Raw genomic sequence first — 16,226 nt, 5'->3', positions numbered from 1 at the left:
CGCTCGCGATTCTCACCACCGGAGCCTGGGAGGAGGTGCATCCCTTCATCGCCTTCATGGGCTATCGCCGCGTGCCCTGGTACTCGGTGCGAGAGGTTCCCGCCCCGATCGGTGGCGGCATGGGGCATCTCGCGAGCTTCCTGCGCGACGGGGACCGGGTGTACCTCACCTATCGCACCACCGGGCGGGGCAACGAGCGGGTGAACTTCTCGATGGGCCTGCTGGACATGACGCCCTACGGTCGCGGTGAGGACTGGGAGGACGTCCCGGCCGGCTGGCCCGCGAGCCGTCATGCCTGCTGGTCCTGGCGCACCGATGCCCAGGGCGAGCCCACCTGGGGCGAGACCAGCCGGCCTCTGCCCCAGTGGTCGCGACCGGGCGCCGCACCGGTGACGACGCTGGGCCGACGCGACCAGCACTGAGCGGCTGCGCCGCCCGGCAGCACTGAACTGCCCCGTTGCCCCGTTGCCCTGTCGGTCCGCCGGCTTGCTGGCCCGGCGGTCCGACGGGCGACGGCGTGCGGCGTGCTCAGGCGGCGCGACGGATCAGGATGCGCCAGCGCTCGGGACCCCGGTCGAGGTATTCGGTCGCGTAGGCGTCCCCGTGCTTGGCCTGCAGCTGCATCAGCAGCGGGACCGGGTCATGGGTGGCGGAGATGACCATGCCCCCACCCGGCACCAGCGACTCGATCGCCCCGAAGATCGAGGCGTGGCGGATCGCGTGGGGGATCGTCTGCACATCGAGCTCAGGAAGCGACTCGTCGTGCTCCCCGCAGGCGCATCCCTGCTGGGACGGCTTCTGGTAGACGGCGTCCTCGCGCGAGCTCTGGATCTGGATGTCTGCCATGTCGGCTCCTGTCTGTCGTCCGTTCGGGACGATCGTGGCGAATCTGGTCCACTCGATATATTACATTTGATCCCGTGGAAAATATGGTCTCAGGTCCCGCGGCATCCGGCGCCGCTCAGCCCCGCCGAAACGCCGCGGGCCGCCGCCACTCGACCGCGCGCGAGCAGGTGCTGCGTGCGGTGGAGGCGCAGCGCTCCCCGGTCTCGGTCACCGCTCTCAGCCGCTCCACGGGCCTGCACGAGAACACCGTGCGTGGCCACCTCGATCAGCTGCTGGCCGACGGCCACGTCACCCGCTCCCGGGAGGCGGCCGACGGGCGCGGCCGCCCCGCCTGGCTCTGGCGCCCCACCCAGCACGGTCCCGCCTCGCCCTACGCCGCGCTCGCCGGCGTGCTCGCCGGAACCATCGCCCGCACCAGCGCCGACCCCGCCGCCACCGCCCACGAGGCGGGCCGCGGCTGGGGCGCCGAGCTGGCGGAGGACCTCCCAGAACCCGCACGACCCGCTCCCGCCCGCGCCCTCGTCATGCACGCCATGGCCGCGCAGGGCTTCGCCCCTCAGGAGGACGGCGAGCAGATCGTGCTGCACCGCTGCCCGCTGCTCGAGGCCGCAGACCGCCACACCGAAGTGGTCTGCTCCGTGCATCGCGGCATGATCGACGGACTCCTCGAAGGTGTCGCCGGCACGGAGGGTTCCCGGACCGTGGCCGAGCTGATCCCCTTCGCCGCCCCCGGACGCTGCCTGCTCCACCTGCGGGACGCGGGATGAGCAGCCCCGCCCTTCGGCGTCGACGCCGGGGACCGTCCTGGCGACTGGGCTGGATGCTCCCCGCCGGGCTCGCCCTGATGGCGGGCCTCGACGCCGCGCTGCTGCTGCTCGGCCTGCCCGCGCCGATCACCACCGACCGGCTGCCGGTGGTGCACGGGATGCTGCTGGTGCTCGGATTCGTGGGCACGCTCATCGCGCTCGAGCGCGCGACCGCCCTCGCTCGCTGGTACGGCTTCCTCGCCCCCGCACTGCTGGGGCTCGGAGCCATCGCCCTGGTCGCGGACCCCGTTCCCCTGATGGTGGGCAAGGTGCTGCTGGTCCTCGGCACCGCCGCATTCACCCTGGTGTACGTGCCGCTGTGGCGGCGCCAGCATGATGAGGCCGTCCTCACCGAGCTGCTCGCTGCGGGCCTTGCCTGCGGGGGCGCGATCCGCTGGGCCGGAGGCGCGGACTTCGACGAGGTGCTGCCCTGGCTGATCGGTTTCGTGGTGCTCACCATCGCCGCTGAGAGGGTGGAGCTGGCAAGGATCACGCTCGGCGCCCGCGCAGGATCCCGAGTGCTCGTGCACGCGGCGAGCCTGGTGGCGGCGCTGCTGATCGGGGTGGCGTGGCCGGTGGCCGGAGCGGTCCTGCTGGGCGCCGGACTGCTCGCCCTGACGCTCTGGCTTATCCAGCATGACGTCGCCCGGCACACCATCCGCACCCGCGGGGCGACCCGCTTCATGGCCGCGGCCATCCTGTGCGGCTATGGATGGCTCATGATCGCCGCGGTGGTGCTGCTGCTGGGCGGCACTCCGCAGGGTGCCGCGTACGACGCCGTCGCCCATGCCGTGTTCCTCGGCTACACGATCTCGATGATCATGGCGCACGCGACCACGATCCTGCCGGCCGTGCTGCGGATCGACCTGCCCTATCGCAGTGCGTTCTGGGTGCCGCTGGGGCTGCTGCAGCTGAGCCTCGTGGTGCGCCTCGGACTGGGTGACGCGCTCGGCTGGGGGCCCGCCTGGCAGCTCGGCGGCGTGCTCGGTGTGCTCGCTCTGCTGGTCTTCGTCGCCACGGCGCTGACCAGCGCGGTCCTCGGCCCGCCGCACGCCCGGAGCCTCCCTTCGCCCCGCCCCGAGCGATCGAGATCCGCCCCGACGGTGGCGACGAACTCCGCGTCAGCCACGACCCCGCCGAGCGTTTCAGCCACGACCCCGCCGAGCGTCTCAGCCACGACCCCGCCGAGCGGTGCCGTGTCAGCTGCGACCCTCTCGCGAGCCTCGGCACCGGCTGCGGTAGGCAGCGCCCGCTTCGGGGGCCGCCGCGCCGGACTCGCCGTCGGCGGCCTGCTGCTGGCGACGCTCACGCTCCTGGCCGTCGGCGCTCTCCACCCGCTCACGCCGGGAGGCGGCAAGAACGAGGGGGCCGGAGTTCCTGCCGCGAGCGGGCAGGCACCGGTGCAGAACGTCGCGGTCACTGCGGAGGGGCTGCGTTTCACCCCGGATCGGATCGAGGTGCCGGCCGGCACCCACCTGCTCATCGAGCTGACGAACGTGGATGCAGCGATGACCCACGATCTCGTCGTGGACAGCGGCACCCGGACCGAGCGCCTCGCACCCGGGCAGAGCGAGCTCCTCGACGTGGGCGTGGTCACCGGCGACCTCGAGGCGTGGTGCGGCGTGGCCGGGCACCGCCAGCAGGGGATGGTGCTGAGCATCGTCGCCGCCGGCGCTGCACCTGACGATCACCCCACCCGCGCCGGCACCGGGCCCTCAGGGCATGGATACGGCACGTCGGGGGAGGAAGCGGTGCAGAAGCCGATCATCGATCTCGCCGCCGATCCCGGCCCCGACTTCATGCCCAATGACGCAGAGCTCCCGCTGCTGCCGCCGAGTGACGGCCCCGTCACTCGAAAGGTCACGCTCGAGGTCACGGAGCAGGTCATGGAGGTCGCGCCCGGAATCACCCAGCGCCTGTGGACCTTCGGCGGCAGCGCCCCCGGACCGGTGCTGCACGGCCGGGTCGGCGACATCTTCGAGGTGACTCTGGTCAACGACGGGACGATCGGCCATTCGATCGACTTCCACGCCGGGGAGCTCGCGCCCGACGGCCCCATGCGCACGATCGCGCCGGGGGAGTCGCTGACGTACACCTTCACTGCGGAGCGGGCTGGGATCTGGATGTACCACTGCGGGACCGCCCCGGTCTCCGCGCACATCGCCTCGGGGATGTATGGAGCGGTGGTCATCGAGCCGGAGGATCTGCCCGCGGTCGATCACAGCTATGTGCTCGTCCAGGGCGAGTACTACCTCGGTGCGCAGAAGGAGGAGCTGGACGGCGACGCCCTCGCCGCCGGGGAACCGGACCTGGTCGCCTTCAACGGCTACGCCGCCCAGTACGACCATGCGCCGCTGCAAGCCCAGGCGGGGGAGCGGGTGCGGCTCTGGGTGCTCGACGCAGGGCCCGAGCGGGCACTGAGCTTCCACGTGATCGGCACCCAGTTCGACACCGTGTGGAGCGAGGGGAGCTACCTTGTGGAGACGGGCTCCGGGGACGGCTCGCAGGCTCTCGGCCTGCTGCCGGCGCAGGGCGGTTTCGTGGAGCTCACCCCGCCCGAACCCGGGCGCTATCCCTTCGTGAACCATGTGATGCGCGACGCCGAGCGCGGCGCCCACGGGATCCTCGAGGTCACCGCCCGGTAGATCCCACCCCATCGTGTGCGGGATGCGGGATGCGGGATGCGGGATGCGGGATGCGGGATGCGGGATGCGGGATGCGGGACGGGAGAGGGGGTGACGCCGCCCGCACGCACCAGGGCGCGCGGGCGACGTCACCGCGATCACTCGACGGTGATCTCACCCATCGGGCCCCAGCCGTCGCTGTCGATCTGGTGGGAGACGATCTGCGGCGTCGCCTCGAGGTACTGCGGAAACTCCTCCTGCATCTTCTTGAAGTGCGGGGAGTTCACGTGCGGGCCGGCGCCCTCATCGGTGAATGCTTCGATGAGCACGTAGGTGTTCGGCTCCTTCACGCTGCGCGACCATTCGAACCACAGGTTGCCCGGCTCGGCCAGGGTGGTCTCGGTGAACTCGTTCGCGAGCTCGGGCCACTGGTCGGCGAACTCGGGCTTCACCGGGAACTTCACGTTGATCAGGATCATCGAGGGGTCCTTTCAGAGAGGGGTGCGCGACCAGCCTGCCTGCTGGCCGGCCGCTGCGGTAGCCCCATTCTCGCAAGGCAAGAAGCCCTCCCTCCTCAGGGTGTCTGCGGCACAATGAGCGCAACGGCTGAAAGGGGCGAAATGAGCATCGTGCAGGAGCGGGGCGAGGACGCCCCGGTCGGGCAGATCGCCCGTGCGCTCGCCGTGCTCGAGGCCGTTGCCGAGCACGGCAGCAGCACCGCCCGCGGCATCGCCGAGGTCACCGGAATCCCACTGCCCACCGTCTACCGCATCGCCCAGGAGCTTCTCCGCGCCGACTACTTGGTGCATCTGCGAGACGAGAAGCGCTACGCCCTGGGGTACAAGCTGCACCGCCTGGCCGTCGGCCTCCACGAGCACCTCGGAGTCCCGCGTGCAGTGCGCGAGGAGGTCCATGCCATGCACCGCGACCTGGGGATGGCTGCCTACCTCGCGATCCATCGCGGTGCCGACTTCGTGGTCGTGCACGTCTCCGACTCACCCCAGGCGCCGCGCCTGTCCCCGCTGAGCTTCGGGTTCCACGAGAGCCCGCACGCCACCGCCTTCGGGAAGGTGGGGCTCGCCTCGCTGCCGCCCGAGGAGCAGGAGGCCTACCTCGCAGGCACGCCGCTGCGCGCCCACACCGACCGCACCCTCACCGACCCCGCGCAGCTGCGCGAGCAGCTCACGGAGATCGCCGCCCGCGGCATCGCCTGGGAGCACCAGGAGTTCGTGCCCGGCACCGACTGCCTGGCCGCGACCATCAAGGCCGACGACGGCATGCTCATCGGCACCGTCGCGCTGTCCGCACCGGTGGCCGCCTATGCGGGCAGGGTGCGGCATGTCGAGGACCGGCTGCGGGCCTGCGCCTCCCGGGCGGGCCGCGCCTACCGCCTGGGTGCAGACCACTCCTGAGCCTGATCCGTCCGCAGCGTCTCGTTCGGTGATTCCATCGGCGGCTTCTCGCCCGGCGATAACGCCGATTGCCGCCGGCCCGCACGCTCCCTAAGGTGTGCTCCAGATCACTGACAATGACGCAGTGGAAGGAGATGCCATGAGTGCTCCGCAGACGGGGGACACCGTCAACGACATCGAAGGGAGCGAGGACGCCGCCCAGACGCTCCTCGCCCTCATCCGAGCGGCGTTCCCGCATGAGGGGGTGCCAGGGACCGCCTACGAGCGGGCCGCGGCCACCGTGCAGGCGGCCGCGGAGGAGAGCACCTGGATGCGGGTCAAGCTCGCCCAGGGACTCGACTCCCTGCAGGCCCTGGCAGAGGGCCGCTTCACCGAGCTCACCGCCCAGGAGGCGCTGCCGCTGCTGCTGCGCGTCCAGCACACCACGTTCTTCGGCTTCGTGCGGCAGACGGTCGTGGTGAGCCTCTACGAGGATGAGGAGGTGTGGGAGGCGCTCGGCTATGAGGGGCCCTCCTTCGACAAGGGCGGCTACATCGACCGCGGCTTCAACGATCTTGACTGGCTGCCCGATCCACGGATCGAGGAGTACGACGGGGAGCCGCTCGTGGACGTCGTCTCCGACCTGCCCCGTGCGGCGACCACCGCCAGCGTGCGGGGCGCCGCTGTCCCGGCCGGTCAGAGCAGGGCGCGGGCCGGACGCACCGGCAGCAAGAGCGGCAACGGGAGCAACGGGAGCAACGGGAGCAAGGGAGCTTCAGCATGAGCACCATCGACCATTCCACCGAGGCCGTCGTCATCATCGGCTCCGGGGCCGGCGGCGGCACACTCGCCTACGAGCTCACGAAGCAGGGCATCGAGTGTGTGCTCCTCGAAGCGGGCCCCTACCTGCGGGGCGAGGACTACATGAACCTCGAATGGGAGGCCTTCCACCAGATGGCCTGGACCGACACCCGCACCACCTCCGGCAGCTGGCGGGTGGCGAAGGACTTCCCCAACCTCCCCGCCTGGATCGTGAAGGCCGTCGGCGGCACCACCACCCACTGGTCAGGGGCGACCCCGCGCTTCAAGCCGCACGAGTTCAAGGCCCGCTCCACGTACGGGCGGATCGATGGGGCGAGCCTGCTGGACTGGCCGCTCAGCTATGACGAGCTCGAGCCGTACTACACCCGGGCCGAGGACGCGATCGGCTCCACCCACCGCGGCGGCCGCCCGCCGCTGCCGGCGAACAACAACTACAAGGTGCTGGCCGCCGGCGCGGAGAAGCTCGGCTACCACCACTATGCGACCGGCCCCTATGGCACCAATGCCGAGCCCTATGACGGCCGCCCCGCCTCCGTCCAGGACGGCTTCAACTTCCAGGGCGACAAGAACGGCTCGAAGTGGTCGACGATGGTGCGGGAGATCCCCCGCGCGCTCGAGACCGGCAAGCTGGATCTGCGACCGAACAGGCACGTCGCTCAGATCCTGCATGACCGCTCGGGGCGCGTGGATGCCGTGCTGTATCTGGACCAGGACGGGACCCTGCACCGTCAGGCCGCGAAGGTGGTGTGCGTGGCAGGGAACTCGATCGAGACCCCGCGCCTGCTGCACCTCAGCTCGTCCTCGCTGTTCCCCGACGGGCTCGCGAACTCCTCCGGACAGGTGGGCCGCAACTACATGCGCCACATGACCGGCAGCGTGTACGCCCAGTTCGACAAGCCGGTGCGGATGTACCGCGGCGAGACGATGGCTGGGAACATCTCCGACGAATCCGTGCACGATCCCACCCGTGGCTTCGCCGGGGGCTATTACATCCAGACCATCTCGCTGGGGCCCGCGTTCATGGCCAGCTTCGTCGAGCCCGGTGCCTGGGGGCCGGACTTCACCCGGCTGCTGGATGCCTACGAGAACACCGCCGGCTGCTGGCTGGTGGGGGAGGACATGCCGCAGGAATCCAATGCGGTGACGCTCGATTCCACGATCACCGACCAGCACGGACTGCCGGTCGCCCATGTCCACTTCGATGACCACGCCAACGATCAGGCGATGCGGGAGCATGCCTACACCCAGGCGCAGAAGCTCTACACCGCCGTGGGCGCGGTCAGCACCCACCGCACCACCCCCTACCCCTCCACGCACAACCTCGGCACCTGCCGCATGAGCGAGCGGCCCGAGGATGGTGTGGTCGACACATGGGGCCGGGCGCATGATGTGCCGAACCTGTTCATCTCCGACGGCTCGCAGTTCACCACCGGCGCCGCCGCGAACCCGACCTTGACGATCGTGGCGCTTGCGATCCGGCAGGCCGAGCACATCGCCGAAGCGCTCAAGAAGGGGGAGGTCTGAGCCGTCCCGCAATACACGAGAAGCGGCCGGGTCAGCTCACGGCAGTGGCCCGGCCGTCAACGTGGTGAGGGTGCTCAGACGTTCACCGTCACGTCCCCGGCTTCGCGCAGCTCGGCGGCGATGGTGGTCGCCGCCTCATTCTGCTGCTGGGTGACGGCCTGCTGGGCGAGCTGCTCCTTGGCCTCCTCGAAGGGTGGAATCTGCGAGGGATCGCCGCCGGCCTGCTCCTGCTGCTCGACGAGCTGGTCGTACTGCGTCTTCAGCTCCTCATCGGTGGGCTCCTGGATCCCCGCCTCCTGCTCGATGTAGGTGGTGAGCATGAACTGCGAGGAGGCGTCCTTACGCACATCCTCCTCGCTCATACCCTGCTGCTCGAGTGTGGCGACGACCTCGTCCGCAGAGCCGAGCCCGTTCTGCTGGGCGATCTCCTCGAGGGTCGCGTCGATGTCCGCATCAGTGGGCTCGATACCGGCCTCGGACGCGCCCTGGAGCAGCAGCCGGTTGTCCACCAGCTGGTTCGCGACCTGCGTCTTCAGCGCCGCCTGATCGACCTCTTGGCCGGTGCTCTGCTGCTGCATCGCAGCCTGCTGGAACTGGCCCTCGTAGATGGCGGTGAACTCGTCCTTGGTGATGTCCTCACCGTTGACGGTGGCGACGACATCCGGGACGTCGGAGACATCGGCTTCCGGCATCTGCGGCTGCTCGCCGCCCTGGCCGCCGGCGAGGGGCGAGCCGCCGCCGTCGCTGGCCGCAGGGGGCTGCCCTCCGCCGTCGCTCGCGCCCGTGGGCGCGGCCTGGTCGCCGCTGCATCCGGTCAGTGCGACCGCCGCGGTGAATGTGAGTGCGGCGAGAGTGCGCCGGAGGGTCCGGCTGCTGGGAACCTTCACTGTGCCTCCTGAGATGGGGGAGCGGGCGACGTTACGCCCTGAACCCTGGAACCGCGTTGCAGATCCGCCCAGGTGACAGTCAGGACATCGAATTCTCTGCCTGAGGTGGGTTCGGGAATGGTCGTGCGATGCAGAGTCCTGCCTCACATCCGGCCGCCATCATCGACCGTGACCTCTGCGGACACCAGCTCGCGCTGTGTCTGCCCCCACGGCCGTGACGCGAAGCGCCGAGCGCCTCTAGGGTGTCAGCCATGGAGATGACGATCCCTGCAGACTGTGGCAACTCCCCGCGCATGGCGATCGTGGCTGAGATCGTGGCGGCCTGGGCAGCGGGGGAGGAGGCGACGGTGCGCGAATGGCTGCGCGAGGACGCCACCTGGTTCCTCGTCGGTGAGGACGGCCCCGTGCCCGGCGGCTTCGCAGGGCCGCCCTTCGCCGCAGAGCGGGGGGAGATCCTCATGGTCCTGAACCATGGCCGCCTCGCTGCCTGCGAGGGCTACCTGGTGCGCGGCGGCGAGCGGGTGGACTTCTGCCACATGATCCGCTTCGCCGGAGCCACGAAGACGGCGCAGATCCGGGAGATCCGCACCTACCTGCAGCACTCCCCGGTGGCGAACTGACGCGCAGCTCGCGCACCAGGGGGAACGCACGACGCCCGGCCCACCGTGCTCCTGCACGGTGAGGCCGGGCGTCGGGTCCGCGGCGACGTTGCGCGGGGTCAGTGCCCGAGGGCGCTCAGCGTCCGAGGGACGCTCAACACCCGAGGAGCGCTCAGTACCCGATGGACTTCAGATACTCGCGGGACTCGCGGATGCAGTCGATCGGGTCGCGGCCGTAGGTGTCGTCCTGCTCGATGAGGAAGTACTCCGCACCGGCCTTCTCCGCAGCGGGAAGCAGCGCGGGCCAGTTCATGTTGCCCTGGCCCACCTCGGCGAACTGGCCGAGCGACAGGAAGGCTCCGTAGAACTCCTTCATGTCGATCTCCTTCGCCTCGAACTTGTCGACGATCTCCTGGGGCAGGGGAGCGACGCGGAAGTCCTTGACGTGGATGAGCTTGCAGGCGCCGGAATAGACCTCGAGCATCTCCAGCGGCGCCATGCCGCCGCGCTGGACCCAGTGCAGGTCCACCTCGAACAGCAGCGAGGGGGCGACACGGCGCACGATGTCGAAGATCCGCTCGCCGTCGAACTGGATGAGGTCGACGTGGTGGTTGTGGTAGCACAGCGTGATGCCCTGCTCGGCGAGGCGAGCGGCGTAGGGCTCCACGGAGGCGGCCCACTCCTCGGTGGCCTGCTTCGAGGTCATTGCGGTGAACGGCATCATGCCGATGCGCAGGAAGCGGGAGCCGGTCTTCTGGCAGGCCTCGACGGCGCGGTCGAACTCGGTTTCGAGCGCGAAGCCGTTGCCGCCCGGGGCGATGGAGACGCTCATCGCGGCGGTCTCGACGTTGAAGTCCGCCTTGCCGCGCACGAGGTCATCGATGAGCTCGTCGGTCATCTCCACCTGGGAGACCTCGACGGCGTCGATGTCGAGTTCGCGCACCTGGCGCAGCACCTCGTACATCCCCTTCTCGTTGATCTGGTCCTTGAGCATCATGAGCTGGAGTCCGAGGACGGGCATGGTGAGTCTCCTTCGAGTCGTGAGGGTGGCGCCGCGGAGCGCCGGAGGAACGGGGTGATGCGTGATGCGTGATGCGTGATGCGGGATGACCGGAGCGGCCGGGCCGGCGCCCTGTGGCACCGGCCCGGCCGCTCAACGGCTCAGGCGCGGGTGGGGAACTTGCCCTCGTCCTCGATGCGCTTGTTGAGCTCGGTGAGGTACTCCTCGGCCGGGTAGTCCACCAGGTCGATCTCGCGACCGGTCCAGGCCGACAGCTGCATGCCCGAGGCCAGGCGCACGCCGTTGATGCCCTCGGCGCCGTCCGCGATCAGCGGGGTGCCGTCGTTGACGTTCGCCGCGAAGTTGGTCAGGACGTCGATGTGCTGCTGGCCCCAGACCGACTCGTACTCCTTGACCTCGGTCTCGTACAGCTCGGCGGTGTCGATCTTGCCCCGGAACAGATTGCCGACATCCTCGGCGGACATGCCGTCGGACAGCGAGCGCTCGTCCTGCTTGAGGCGGGTGATGGTGACCTTCTTGGAGCCGTCCACGACGACCTTGCCCTTGTCGAACAGCATCTCCAGGCGGTCGGTGCCGATGATGTCGTTCGTCGAGGTGATGAAGCTGCCGGTGGCGCCGTCGCCGAAGTCGACGACCGCATTGACCTCGTCTTCGGTGGCGATGTCGCGCTGGAAGCCGAAGGAGAGCTTCGCGAAGACCTTCTTCGGGGTGCCGCACAGCCACTGCCAGAGGTCCAGCTGGTGAGGAGCCTGGTTGACCAGGACGCCGCCGCCCTCGCCGCCCCAGGTCGCGCGCCATGCCGACTGGTCGTAGTACGCCTGCGGGCGCCACCAGGTGGTGATGATCCACGAGGTGTGGCGCAGCTTGCCGAGCTCGCCGGAGGCGATCAGCGCCTTCAGGTCCGTGTACACGGGGTTGGTGCGCTGGTTGAACATGATCGCGAAAGTGGTCTCGGGGTGCTCCGCCGCGAAGGCGTTCATCTCCTCGACCTGCTTGGTGTAGATGCCGGCCGGCTTTTCGGTGAGGGTGTGGATGCCCTTGCCGAGAGCGGTGATGGTCATCTCCGCGTGGTCGAAGTGCGGCACGGTGGTGACCACGGCGTCGATGTCACCGGAGTCCAGCATCGCGAGGTAGTCGTCGTAGAAGGGGACGTCCGGGTGCTTCTCGGCGGCGAGCTCCTTCTTGGCGGGATCGTTGTCCGCGATGGCGCCGAGAGTCATGCCCGCGACCTTGCCGTCGGCGATCACGCCGGCGTACATGCCGCCCTGGGCTCCGAGGCCGATGATTCCGAGGCGGACGTTCTTCTCCGACATGGTGTCTCCGTTTCTGTGGTGGTTCCCCGCGTTCCGGGAAGCGGTCGCGAGGTGAAAAGTAAGGATGACGTGGGGTGAGGCGAGGAGAGGTGGGGGAAGGGCCGGTGGGGCACGCTTTCTCCCCACCGACCCTACTCCGGCCGACGGACCCTCGGGCGGGACCGCCGACCGCTGCAGATCAGCTCTCCGAGGTGGCCGCGGCGGCCTCGGCGTGACGCTGCTCGAGGAGGGCGACGTTCTCGTCGACGCGCTTCTTGGACAGCGGGTACCAGAAGATCAGGGCGAGGAGAGAGACGATCAGCAGCAGGGCCGGCACCAGGGTGGCCAGGTTGTAGATGCCCTCCAGCACCTCCTGGGTCTGCACGACGGTCCCGCCGGTCCCGGACTCGTATCCGATCCATCCCAGGGCCCAGCCGGTCAGGCCACCTGCAATGGCCTGGCCCAGCTTGCGGGCCCAGGAGTACATGCCGTAGACGGTGGCGTCATTGCGCTCGCCGGTGCGGATCTCCTGGAGGTCGATCGCGTCGGTGATGAACGCCCAGATGAGGATGTTCAGGCAGGACACTCCGAGCATGAGCACGGCGTAGCCGACCATGAACACGTAGGGGCTGTCGGTGCGGAGCACGAACAGGAGCAGAGCAGCGACGACGGCCAGCGACATGCCGACCACGCCGACCTCCTTCTTGCCGAAGGTCTTGGCGAGCTTCGAGGCGAAGGGGACCAGCAGCAGGGTCGGGGCGAGGCCCACGAAGTTCACGAGGCTCAGCAGCTGGCCGTTGTTGAAGTACTCGTTGAGCATGTAGGGCATCATGCCGCCGAGCAGCATGAAGGCGATGAGCATGAACAGCGAGGTGGCGATCAGGCCGGTCAGTCCCCGGTTCTTCGCCATGGCGCCAAGGGTCTGGCCGAGGCTCGCGCGCTGCTCCTTGGTCTTCGGTGCGGTGGTGATGCGCTCCTCGACGTTGATGAAGCACAGCAGGTAGCAGAACACTGCCAGGATGCCGCAGCCGAGGGCGGCCCACATCATGTTCGTTCCGGAGAGCTCGGACTGGCCGTTGATCTGTACGAAGACGATCAGCGGCAGGACCACGGAGATGGCGACGTTCGCGAGGGTGGCACCGAGGGAGCGGAACACCGACAGCGAGGCACGCTCACCGGGCTGGTTGGAGATGACCGAGGCCATCGAGCCGTAGGGGATGTTGATCAGGGTGTAGAAGACCGAGCCCCACAGGATGTAGGTGGCGATCATCCAGCCGAGGCGGGCGCCGTAGCTGCCGTCCTGCAGGAAGGGCGAGAACATGAGGAATGAGGCGCCGGCGACGGGGATCGCGATACGCAGCAGCCAGGGCTTGAAGCGGCCGGACTTGCCGGGCTTCAGGGTGTCGATCAGGCGCCCGGCACCGACGTCGGTGAAGGCGTCGAGGATGCGCGCGGCGAACAGCAGGGTGCCGACGTGGGCGGCGTTGATGCCCATGACGTTGGTGTAGAAGATCATGAAGAACGCGGACTGCAGGATGAACGTGAAGTCGTTCCCGAAGTCCCCGAACATATAGCCGATCTTGTCCCGGAAGCTGAACGGCCGCTTGGCCGTCGAACTGGCCGGATCGACCGGGACCATGCGGTCCGGGCCCGGCAAGGCGCTGGTGGTGCTCATCATTGTGCTCCTTCTGGCTCATCCTTGAGTGGCTGGAGCGACCAGGCGCGGTGTGGCGCCGGTGGTTCCGGTGTGCCGAACGTGCCGCGAGAAGCGGTGTCGGCTATGGCCCCGAGTCTTGCCACAGCGCTGAACTATTGGCCGTTGTTGCCAAAGGTTGCAGCGGGATTGCCACACGGTTGCATCTTGTACTACTTGGTAACGGATCTCCTGCCAGGGATTTCTCTCCACACTGAGAGAAGGGACCTCTGTCACTTTGAATACCGCGGGGCGACGCCGACCGAAAGTTGCCGTTCGTTGCCGAGGCCCCGATCCGAGATTTCGAGAAGTCGGCACCATGGTCGTGGGCAATGAGCGTGCAGTGAGCGTGCAGTGAGCGTGCAGTGAGCTCGACGAACGGCGGACGGCCGGACCACCGGTGAGGGTGGCCCGGCCGTCCGGGGAACTGCGGCGCAGCCGCGCGGTGGTTGCGGCCCGCAGGGCGGGATCGCAACTGCCGGAAAGGATCAGTAGAGGTTCAGGAAGGTCTGCAGGACCTCGGTGGTGTCCTCGTCGATCTCGTCGGAGCCGTTCTGGGCGGCGCCGACCTCGTGCTGGAGGCCCGCCACGGTCTTCTCGCCGATCACGCCGTCCTGACCGGTCTTGGCCCAGCCCTGGAGCGCCAGGGTGGTCGCCTCGTCCATCTCACCGGTCTGCTCGACGTTCAGCCAGTCCTGGAGGGCCGTGATGGTCTCCGGGCCGATCTTCCCGTCCACCTCGAGGGTGCCCGCGACAGAGAGGTCGCCGCTGGCCTTGGAGCCGGGCTCGCCCGCGGTCTTCGCCGGGGCAGGAGCGGACTCCTGCTGAGCCTTCGAGGCGGACTCCTGCTCGGGCTCCTGCTTCTTCTCGGTCTCCTTGGCGAAGCCGTTCTCGTCGCAGTTGTCGGCGATGCCGTCGCCGTCGCAGCTCCAGTCACCCTGGGGCTCGGTGCTCTGGCGCTCGGTCGAGCGGTTCGCCTGCTGCTCGGACTCGCGGCTCGGGGTGGAGTCCTGCTGCTTCTGCTCCGACGTCTGCTCCTGCGGTGCCTCTTCCTTCGGTGCCTCGTCCTGCTCGGACGGCGCCGGGGCGTCGCTGGTGCTGGCGCCGCCGCTCAGGGCGGAGCCGCAGTTGGGCCAGGCGCCTGCGCCCTGTTCGGCGAGGACGCGCTCGGCGACCGTGATCTGCTGGCTCTTGGAGGCCTGGTCGGCGCTCGAGGCGTACTGCGTGCCGCCGAAGCCCTCCCAGGTCTGCTGGGAGAACTGCAGGCCGCCGTAGTAGCCATTGCCGGTGTTGATCGACCAGTCGCCGCCGGACTCGCAGGCGGCGACCTCGTCCCAACCGGTCGCGGCGTTCGCCGCGGTGCCGGTGGCGAGCATGCCGGTGGCGACGACGGCGCCTCCGGCGAGCGTCACTGCGGTGCGGGCCAGGCCTCGGCGCAGGGTGGAGCCTCGGGGGGTCTTGGTGGCGTGCGTGCTGTGCTTGGACATGAACACGTCCTCTCGCTGGTCGTACGGGTCTTGCTGGTCTCGCGGATCCGCAGGGGCGGAGCTCGCGTCTCGAACGACCGCCACCGTAGGGGGAGAGGGGGGTCCCGGATCAAGGCCCCTCGAGGGTGCTGACGGAGATTTGACCTGAGGGGAACGTGCCGATGAACAGACAGTGCGCCCGTTACCTATCCGTGACCTGCGGGGACATGGCACCGCAGGGCGCAGCCGGTGACGGGTGTGAGTCCGCTCCCGCCTTGTGACCCCGACCACTGCGTGGTCGATGCGCCGAGGCGAGGGACGGAGCTCGGGAGTCAGGACTCGGCAGGAGGGTTCAGCGCCGCTGAGGCGGCCTCCCGATGCGCTGCCTCCCCGGTGGTCAGCGCAAACAGTCCATAGGCGATCGGTCCGGCCGAGAACATCTCGGTGCAGTGCTCCGCGAGTCGCGGCCAGGTGCGCCCTCCGCCCGCTATGTACGCCTGGAGGGCCGTCTCGAAGGCGTCTGCCGGTGCACTCACCTGGTGGAACATCAGATCTTTGGCAGGGTCCCCGATCGCGGCGGTGGTCCAGTCGAGGATCGCGGTGATCTGGCCGTGCTCGACCAGGGTGTGGCCCGGATAGATCTCGCCGTGGGTGAGCACCGAGTGCTGTGGCCAGAAGCTGTCCTCCGCGATCCAGGCGGTCCAGCGCTCCCGCAGTGTCGCGGAGATCGTGAATTCTGCGGCGACCTGCTCGAGGTCCCGCTGCCAGCCTTCACGCACCTGCCTGGGTGAGTGCACCTCGATACCGGTGGCAGCGGCCGCCTCGGGTTCCACCGCGTGCAGCTGGGATACGGCGGTGCCGAGCGAGGTGGCGTAGACGGGGGAGGCCATGTCGACGTGCCAGGTCACGGAGCCGTCGGGTTTCACGCTGAGGCCGGGGGTGCCGGGCAGCAACGGATAGGCGATCAGCTCGGAGGTGCTGATCTGCCAATCGGGGACCGCGATCCCCAGGTGCGGGCCGACCATCTTCAGGAGCCTCCCCTCGACCGCAGCGCGCTCGAGCACGTCGGGGCGGCGGGGTATGCGCAGCACCCAACGCTTGCCATCGGCAGCGCGGGCGATCGCCACCCGGAAGTCGAGTCCGATCTCCTCGGTGCGCAGGGTGGAGCCGTCGAGGTCGAGACCATGGGCGGAGCCGAGCTCCAGCAGCGCGTCCAGGTCAGGGGGTGGGACGGCGGCGGTGGCAGGAGGCATCT

Annotated in this window: 15 protein-coding genes; 7 read left to right on the top strand and 8 right to left on the bottom strand. The window is 69.1% G+C overall.

From position 1 onward, the window contains the following. Positions 1–422, top strand: a 422-nt coding sequence (locus tag ACT3SQ_RS16000) for a DUF899 family protein (protein WP_444601376.1), incomplete at its 5' end; no start/stop codon positions are given. A gap of 106 nt (positions 423–528) precedes the next feature. Here ACT3SQ_RS16000 and ACT3SQ_RS15995 read toward each other — a convergent pair. Beyond that, the gene (locus tag ACT3SQ_RS15995; RefSeq protein ID WP_441445902.1) at positions 529–846 is read right to left on the bottom strand and encodes a DUF2249 domain-containing protein; all 318 of its coding nucleotides are present in this window, start codon (positions 844–846) and stop codon (positions 529–531) included. Between the two features lie 83 nt (positions 847–929). On the opposite strand from ACT3SQ_RS15995, the gene ACT3SQ_RS15990 reads away from it, so the two are divergent. Next, positions 930–1,613, top strand: a complete 684-nt coding sequence (locus ACT3SQ_RS15990; RefSeq protein WP_441445913.1) for a helix-turn-helix transcriptional regulator — start codon at positions 930–932, stop codon at positions 1,611–1,613. Continuing rightward, positions 1,610–4,297, top strand: a complete 2,688-nt coding sequence (locus ACT3SQ_RS15985) for a multicopper oxidase domain-containing protein (protein ID WP_441445903.1) — start codon at positions 1,610–1,612, stop codon at positions 4,295–4,297. Before ACT3SQ_RS15990 ends, ACT3SQ_RS15985 begins: the two co-directional genes overlap by 4 nt. Before the next feature lie 137 nt (positions 4,298–4,434). Here ACT3SQ_RS15985 and ACT3SQ_RS15980 read toward each other — a convergent pair whose 3' ends face one another. Next, positions 4,435–4,755 carry a putative quinol monooxygenase gene (locus ACT3SQ_RS15980; protein ID WP_441445904.1) on the bottom strand — a complete coding sequence of 107 codons (321 nt, stop codon included), beginning with the start codon at positions 4,753–4,755 and terminating at the stop codon, positions 4,435–4,437. 141 nt (positions 4,756–4,896) lie between these two features. On the opposite strand from ACT3SQ_RS15980, the gene ACT3SQ_RS15975 reads away from it, so the two are divergent. From ACT3SQ_RS15975 to ACT3SQ_RS15965, 3 genes are all read left to right on the top strand, one after another. Then, complete coding sequence (locus tag ACT3SQ_RS15975; RefSeq protein ID WP_444502223.1) at positions 4,897–5,688, top strand: IclR family transcriptional regulator; 792 nt, start codon at positions 4,897–4,899, stop codon at positions 5,686–5,688. Between the two features lie 139 nt (positions 5,689–5,827). Next, positions 5,828–6,451, top strand: coding sequence for a hypothetical protein (locus ACT3SQ_RS15970; RefSeq protein ID WP_444502224.1), 624 nt, complete (start codon positions 5,828–5,830; stop codon positions 6,449–6,451). Next, the gene (locus tag ACT3SQ_RS15965; RefSeq protein WP_444502225.1) at positions 6,448–8,013 is read left to right on the top strand and encodes a GMC family oxidoreductase; all 1,566 of its coding nucleotides are present in this window, start codon (positions 6,448–6,450) and stop codon (positions 8,011–8,013) included. The genes ACT3SQ_RS15970 and ACT3SQ_RS15965 overlap by 4 nt, the downstream gene beginning before the upstream one ends. A 74-nt stretch (positions 8,014–8,087) precedes the next feature. Here ACT3SQ_RS15965 and ACT3SQ_RS15960 read toward each other — a convergent pair whose 3' ends face one another. Next, positions 8,088–8,900, bottom strand: coding sequence for a SurA N-terminal domain-containing protein (locus tag ACT3SQ_RS15960; protein ID WP_444502226.1), 813 nt, complete (start codon positions 8,898–8,900; stop codon positions 8,088–8,090). A gap of 251 nt (positions 8,901–9,151) precedes the next feature. Here ACT3SQ_RS15960 and ACT3SQ_RS15955 point away from each other — a divergent pair, with 251 nt between their 5' ends. Further along, positions 9,152–9,520 (top strand): hypothetical protein, encoded by a 369-nt coding sequence (locus tag ACT3SQ_RS15955; protein WP_444502227.1) that lies wholly within the window; start codon positions 9,152–9,154, stop codon positions 9,518–9,520. Between the two features lie 151 nt (positions 9,521–9,671). On the opposite strand, the gene ACT3SQ_RS15950 is transcribed toward ACT3SQ_RS15955, so the two are convergent. The 5 genes from ACT3SQ_RS15950 to ACT3SQ_RS15930 all read right to left on the bottom strand — a co-directional run bounded on the left by ACT3SQ_RS15950 (position 9,672) and on the right by ACT3SQ_RS15930 (position 16,224). Further along, on the bottom strand, positions 9,672–10,520 hold the full coding sequence (locus tag ACT3SQ_RS15950; protein ID WP_444502228.1) for a sugar phosphate isomerase/epimerase family protein: 849 nt from the start codon (positions 10,518–10,520) through the stop codon (positions 9,672–9,674). Between the two features lie 140 nt (positions 10,521–10,660). After that, positions 10,661–11,833 carry a Gfo/Idh/MocA family protein gene (locus tag ACT3SQ_RS15945; protein WP_444502229.1) on the bottom strand — a complete coding sequence of 391 codons (1,173 nt, stop codon included), beginning with the start codon at positions 11,831–11,833 and terminating at the stop codon, positions 10,661–10,663. 178 nt (positions 11,834–12,011) lie between these two features. Next, positions 12,012–13,487: an MFS transporter gene (locus ACT3SQ_RS15940; RefSeq protein WP_444502230.1), complete on the bottom strand. Its 1,476-nt coding sequence runs from the start codon at positions 13,485–13,487 to the stop codon at positions 12,012–12,014. A 506-nt stretch (positions 13,488–13,993) separates the two neighbouring features. After that, positions 13,994–14,992 carry a transglycosylase family protein gene (locus tag ACT3SQ_RS15935; protein WP_444502231.1) on the bottom strand — a complete coding sequence of 333 codons (999 nt, stop codon included), beginning with the start codon at positions 14,990–14,992 and terminating at the stop codon, positions 13,994–13,996. A 311-nt stretch (positions 14,993–15,303) separates the two neighbouring features. Beyond that, the gene (locus tag ACT3SQ_RS15930) at positions 15,304–16,224 is read right to left on the bottom strand and encodes a macrolide 2'-phosphotransferase (RefSeq protein ID WP_444502232.1); all 921 of its coding nucleotides are present in this window, start codon (positions 16,222–16,224) and stop codon (positions 15,304–15,306) included. Positions 16,225–16,226: the final 2 nt, after the last annotated feature.

This window comes from Brachybacterium sp. AOP42-C2-15 (assembly GCF_052377065.1).
In the GTDB taxonomy this organism is placed as follows: Bacteria; Actinomycetota; Actinomycetes; order Actinomycetales; family Dermabacteraceae; genus Brachybacterium.
Note: the sequence above shows the minus strand (reverse complement) of the source record. Positions and strands in the feature narration are given on the sequence as shown.

Coding starts and splice junctions, on each gene's coding strand:
- ACT3SQ_RS15990 (WP_441445913.1), top strand. CDS start 930: ATGGTCTCAGGTCCCGCGGCATCCGGCGCCGCTCAGCCCCGCCGAAAC.
- ACT3SQ_RS15950 (WP_444502228.1), bottom strand. CDS start 10,520: ATGCCCGTCCTCGGACTCCAGCTCATGATGCTCAAGGACCAGATCAAC.
- ACT3SQ_RS15980 (WP_441445904.1), bottom strand. CDS start 4,755: ATGATCCTGATCAACGTGAAGTTCCCGGTGAAGCCCGAGTTCGCCGAC.
- ACT3SQ_RS15955 (WP_444502227.1), top strand. CDS start 9,152: ATGGAGATGACGATCCCTGCAGACTGTGGCAACTCCCCGCGCATGGCG.
- ACT3SQ_RS15985 (WP_441445903.1), top strand. CDS start 1,610: ATGAGCAGCCCCGCCCTTCGGCGTCGACGCCGGGGACCGTCCTGGCGA.
- ACT3SQ_RS15965 (WP_444502225.1), top strand. CDS start 6,448: ATGAGCACCATCGACCATTCCACCGAGGCCGTCGTCATCATCGGCTCC.
- ACT3SQ_RS15970 (WP_444502224.1), top strand. CDS start 5,828: ATGAGTGCTCCGCAGACGGGGGACACCGTCAACGACATCGAAGGGAGC.
- ACT3SQ_RS15945 (WP_444502229.1), bottom strand. CDS start 11,833: ATGTCGGAGAAGAACGTCCGCCTCGGAATCATCGGCCTCGGAGCCCAG.
- ACT3SQ_RS15940 (WP_444502230.1), bottom strand. CDS start 13,487: ATGAGCACCACCAGCGCCTTGCCGGGCCCGGACCGCATGGTCCCGGTC.
- ACT3SQ_RS15935 (WP_444502231.1), bottom strand. CDS start 14,992: ATGTCCAAGCACAGCACGCACGCCACCAAGACCCCCCGAGGCTCCACC.
- ACT3SQ_RS15930 (WP_444502232.1), bottom strand. CDS start 16,224: ATGCCTCCTGCCACCGCCGCCGTCCCACCCCCTGACCTGGACGCGCTG.
- ACT3SQ_RS15975 (WP_444502223.1), top strand. CDS start 4,897: ATGAGCATCGTGCAGGAGCGGGGCGAGGACGCCCCGGTCGGGCAGATC.
- ACT3SQ_RS15995 (WP_441445902.1), bottom strand. CDS start 846: ATGGCAGACATCCAGATCCAGAGCTCGCGCGAGGACGCCGTCTACCAG.